Genomic DNA, 4,965 nt, shown 5'->3' on the forward strand with positions numbered 1-4,965 from the left:
GGTCTCCGGTGCTCTCACGGCCATCGGGGCGAGCCTCCAGCGGCCCGGTCACGACTGGCTCGCCACCCCGCCCACCTCGCGCACCGCTCTGGGCGACTCCGCGCCGCTCGTCGAACCGGCCGCCCGCACCACGGGTTACGACCCCCTCCCCCCCGAGCCGCCCCCCGCCACCCCCCGCCCCCGCCCATCGCCGGCGCAGCCCCCCGCGCCCGCCCCGCCCCGCGGCTCGCCCTGCCCCTCGACCCGGACGCGGGTCGACCCCCGCGGCGCCGCCCAGACGCACGACGTGCACGCCCGGACGTCCTCGTGCACCGCGAGCCCGATGCCGACGAACGGATTCGGCACGACCCGCGTGGAGTCCCCGCAGGCAGGGCAGCGGACGATGAAGAGCGACGATGCAGTGGTCACGGTGCCCCCTCCGACGGTCCACCACGGGGCTCCCCCCTCGCCGGCACCCGACGTGGGCGAGGGGGTCGGAGTCGACGCCCTCCCCGACCTGAGGTGACGACGACTCCACGCCCCGCGGTGACGCGGTGCGTCGGAGCTCGCGCTCCGCTGAAGCGTGGCTTCGCTTCGGGATCAAGCTAGTCCAACGGGTACTAGTCCTCAATGGACCGAGAGGTTCGGAGCCACCCCACTACGGGTGACGCGGCGCCCCGATCTCGCCGCTGCGGGCGTACTCCCGGACCCACGCCCGCTCGGTGATCAGCAGGTCGAGCAGGTGCCGGAACATCGCCACGGACTGCACCGGGAAGCGCGTCCCGTCGGCCTCGGCGGCGTCGAGGTACGCCTGTGCCGTCGCCATGCGCTCCTCGAGGGCCTGGACGCGCGTGGCGAAGATCGCGGCCCGCGTCGCCTCGTCGACCAGGTACAGCAGGGCGAACCGGACGTAGAACTCCTCGTCGTCGGCGCCGCGGGAGACGGGGAAGTCGGCGATCCGCTCGAGCAGCAGCTCGCGGCCGGCGTCGGTCAGCGAGAAGACGTGACGGTTGGGCCGGCCGGTGGTCTCCTCGGTGCGGCGGTCGAGCGAGCCCCGCTCGTGCAGGCGCTTCAGGGCGGTGTAGACGGCGTTGTTGTTGACCACGCCGAGCCCCGGGCGACGCACGTTCCGCTTGATGTCGTACCCGTGCTGCGGCCCGGCGAGCAGGTTGCTCAGGATGAGGATCTCGGTGACCATCCCCACATCATGGTGCGTGTCCGGCCGGTCGGCCTCCGCACGACGCGACCGGACGCAGGAGGCGCGGTGCCGGTCGAACCGGCACCGCGCCTCCTGCAGGCCCCGACGTCAGTCGGTCGGGGGCGTGTAGAACTGCAGGTCGTTGCCCTCGGTGTCCTTGAAGGGCAGGATGCGGCCCCACGGGTGCTCGCTGATCGTGCCGGTCACGTCGGCGCTGCGCGACTGCAGGTCGGCCAACGCGTCCTCGAGGGTGCCGTCGGGCTGGAACGTGATGACCGCGCCACCTTCACTCGACGCCGCGGCCTGTTCACGCCCGTTCAGGCCGATCATCAGGCCGTTCGCGTCGATCTCGGTCCAGTCGTCGCTCTCGCTTTTCACCGTGAGGCCGAGCGCGTCACGGTAGAACGCCGTCGCCCGCCCCATGTCGGTCACGGGCACCCACACTGTTGCCACTCCGCTTGCCATGTCGACTCCTTCGTCCGGCACCGGACCACCCGGTGCTGCGGCTGGCTCCTTGGTACGCCGCCCGGCCTCCGAGTCGTGCCACGAGTCAGGGCACTTTCCCACCCGGAGGCGTGTCCCACGGTCGCCGGCGGTCGACCGGACCACCCGCAGGAGGCGCGGTTCCGGTCGGACGCGCACCGCGCCTCCTGCGGGCCGTCGCCTCGGGGGCACTGGCAGGGCCTCCCGCGGTCGTCCCGGGGGCGTAACGTCGAAGACGAGGAGCCCGTCGTCGAGCACCGTGTTCCGCCCAGTCCCTCGTCCCCGAACCGAACCCACCCCCAGGAGACCCATGCGCACCGTCAACGCCTACGCGGCCCCGTCCGCCACCGAGCCCCTCGTCAAGACGACCATCGAGCGCCGCGACGTCGGCCCGAAGGACGTCATGATCGACATCGCCTACGCCGGCATCTGCCACAGCGACATCCACACCGTCCGCGGCGAGTGGGGCGAGATCCAGTACCCGCAGGTCGTCGGTCACGAGATCGTCGGCACCGTCTCGGAGGTCGGCTCCGAGGTCACCAAGCACAAGGTCGGCGACCGCGTCGGCGTCGGCTGCATGGTCAACTCGTGCGGCGAGTGCGAGTACTGCAAGCGAGGCGACGAGCAGTACTGCGCCAAGGGCAACACCGGCACCTACACGAGCGTCGACCCGGCCGACGGCACCGTCACCCAGGGTGGCTACTCGCAGGCCGTCGTCGTCACCGAGGACTTCGTGCTGCGCGTGCCCGAGTCGCTCGACTACGACAAGGTCGCCCCGCTGCTCTGCGCCGGCATCACGCTGTACTCGCCGCTGCACCACTGGGGCGTCACCGAGGGCACCAAGGTCGCCATCGTCGGCATGGGCGGCCTCGGCCACATGGGCGTGAAGATCGCCGCCGCACTCGGCGCCGACGTCACCGTGCTGTCGCAGACCACCTCGAAGAAAGAGGACTCGCTGCGCTTCGGTGCCAAGGCGCACTACGCGACCAGCGACGAGCAGACCTTCACCGACCTGGCGAACTCGTTCGACCTGATCATCAACACCGTGTCGGCGAAGGTCGACATGGGCGCCTACCTCGGCCTGCTCGCCGTCGACGGCACGCTCGTCAACGTCGGTGCCCCGTCCGAGCCGCTCGAGGTGCCCGCGTTCGCCCTGATCCCCGCCCGTCGCAGCTGGGCCGGTTCGGCCATCGGCGGCATCCGCGAGACGCAGGAGATGCTCGACTTCTGCGCCGAGCACGGCATCGTGCCCGAGACCGAGCTGATCGACGCCGACCAGATCAACGAGGCCTACGAGCGCGTCCTGAAGTCGGACGTGCGCTACCGCTTCGTGATCGACGCGGCGACCTTCGCCTGATCCGACCCCGTTCCGCCGGACGCCCCCGCACCGAGTGTGCGGGGGCGTTCGTCGTGAGCGGGGGTTCTTGACGACGGCCTGAACACCCCGTACGGTTCACGGAACGCACTTCGAGTGCATCTAGTGAACTTCTGACCCTCAACGGAGAGCGAGTCATCATGGGTTTGGCCGTCTGGGCCCTCATGGCCTACATCGGCACCATCGTCGTCTGGAGCGTCCCGCTGAAACGGGGCATCGGCGAGGCGATGGTCGTCGGATTCCTCGTCGTGTGCGCCTTCGGCGGACCCGACGTCCTCGACCTGCTGCTCGTCGGCCTGCAGGCCGCCTTCAGCCAGGAGATCGTCTTCGCCGCCCTGGCGTTCACCTTCATCGGCTTCCTGCTGGCGGCGACCGGGGTGATCGACCGTCAGGTCGACATCCTCAACTCGCTGCTCGGTCGGTTCCGAGGAGGCGCGGGGTACGTCGCCACCGTCGGCTCGGCCCTCTTCGGCTCGGTCGCGCACTCGGGCTCGGCCAACGCCGCGACCATGGGCACCGTCGCCATCCCGTGGATGAAGCGCTCGCAGTGGCCGCCGCACGTCGCCGCCACCCTGATCGCCGGCAACGCGGGCAACGGCACGGTCATCCCGCCGAGCGCGTCGTTCTTCATCCTGATCGGCACGGCCACGGTCGCTCCACTCGTCTCGGTCGACGCCCTGTTGCCCGCCATGTTCGCAGCCGCCGGTTGGTGCGTGCTCTGGCGGTTGATCGTCGTCTTCATCTTCGTGCGACGTCACAAGATCGGCCGGGTCGACCGCTCGGACATCATGCCCTTCGTGCAGGCCTTCGCCCGGGGCTGGACGTCGTTCCTGCTGTTCCTCGGCATCGTCATCCCCGTGCTGGTCACCCTCGGCCCGACCGGCGAGGCCCTGATCGGCGCCCTCGGCGAGGACGTCATGGACACCGTCAGCATCGTGGTGTGGATCCCCGTCCTGCTGCTGCTCTTCGCGCTCGTCCTCGGCCGCAAGAAGCTGCCGCGCACGGGGGCGGCCTGGTACGACTTCGTCGCCAAGACGGCCCCGCGCTACCGCGACATCGGCGCCACCCTCGTCTTCGCCTTCGCCGGTGGTGCCGTGCTGACCGAACTCGGCCTCGCCGACCAGCTCTCGGCGGTGCTGAACGGATTCGACGCCTCGCCGCTCGTCATGTCGATCGTCGTCGCCGTGCTCGTGGTCCTCGTGGCCGGTCCGCTCAGCTCGACGGCGACCATCGCGACCATCGGCGGCATCGGCTTCAGCGTGCTCGTCGTCGCCGGGGTCGACCCGATCCTCGCGGCCTGCGTCGTGCTCGTCGCGGCGTCGACCGAGGGCGCATCACCTCCCGGTGCGTCGGCCATCTACATCGCCACGGGCATCGCCGGGGTCAACCCGGTCAAGACGTTCGTGCCGCTGATCGTCCTGTACGTCCTGCCGATCCTGCTGATCGCCGCCCTGATCGGGCCGGGCTGGCTGCCCGTGCCCCACTGACCCGGAACGGAGAAGACCCCATGACCGACAAAGCCACCCCCGAACCGCAGCACGGCCCGGCCCGACGCCGACTGATCGGCGTCATGACGACGGTGTTCGTCGTCCTGCTGGTCTCGATGTTGATCGTCGGCACCGTGTTCGTCCTCACCCAGCTGGTGGGCGTGATCGGACTCGACGCCGACCTCGTCACGGCCGCCGAGGCCGTCCTCAGCCCCGTCGCGTTCGGCATCGCCGCCGTCCTCGGCATCTGGACCCTGCTGCTGTCCTACGCCCACGGCTGGAAGCCGAGCGAGGGATGACCGCCCCGGCCGGCGGGTCCGGCCCGCCCGCCCCGCCCCCGTCACCCACCGCCCCCACGACCATCGGAGACCCCGTGACCGACCCCCGCACACCGCTCGACCGCTCCGCGGCGCCGCCCGTCGCCAACTCCGCAGACCCCCCGG

5 protein-coding genes and 1 pseudogene are annotated in these 4,965 nt (G+C 70.9%); 4 read left to right on the top strand and 2 right to left on the bottom strand.

All coding sequences use genetic code 11. The annotated features are described in order from the left end of the window. Positions 1–505, top strand: a pseudogene (locus tag AEQ27_RS18175) (hypothetical protein); the annotation flags it as partial. A 132-nt stretch (positions 506–637) separates the two neighbouring features. Here the strand turns inward: AEQ27_RS18175 and AEQ27_RS00360 are convergent. Together AEQ27_RS00360 and AEQ27_RS00365 are read right to left on the bottom strand one after the other, a co-directional pair. Continuing rightward, on the bottom strand, positions 638–1,177 hold the full coding sequence (locus tag AEQ27_RS00360; protein WP_054144886.1) for a PadR family transcriptional regulator: 540 nt from the start codon (positions 1,175–1,177) through the stop codon (positions 638–640). Positions 1,178–1,285: 108 nt separating this feature from the next. Further along, positions 1,286–1,642, bottom strand: a complete 357-nt coding sequence (locus tag AEQ27_RS00365) for a VOC family protein (protein WP_054144887.1) — start codon at positions 1,640–1,642, stop codon at positions 1,286–1,288. A 328-nt stretch (positions 1,643–1,970) separates the two neighbouring features. On the opposite strand from AEQ27_RS00365, the gene AEQ27_RS00370 reads away from it, so the two are divergent. From AEQ27_RS00370 to AEQ27_RS00380, 3 genes are all read left to right on the top strand, one after another. Then, entirely contained in the window at positions 1,971–3,017 is a 1,047-nt protein-coding gene (locus AEQ27_RS00370) for an NAD(P)-dependent alcohol dehydrogenase (protein ID WP_054144888.1), read from the top strand. 158 nt (positions 3,018–3,175) lie between these two features. Then, complete coding sequence (locus tag AEQ27_RS00375) at positions 3,176–4,522, top strand: TRAP transporter large permease subunit (protein WP_054144889.1); 1,347 nt, start codon at positions 3,176–3,178, stop codon at positions 4,520–4,522. A gap of 20 nt (positions 4,523–4,542) precedes the next feature. Next, entirely contained in the window at positions 4,543–4,821 is a 279-nt protein-coding gene (locus AEQ27_RS00380) for a hypothetical protein (RefSeq protein ID WP_054144890.1), read from the top strand. The last annotated feature ends 144 nt before the right edge of the window (positions 4,822–4,965 follow it).

Source organism: Frigoribacterium sp. RIT-PI-h (genome assembly GCF_001297205.1).
Lineage (GTDB): Bacteria > Actinomycetota > Actinomycetes > Actinomycetales > Microbacteriaceae > Frigoribacterium.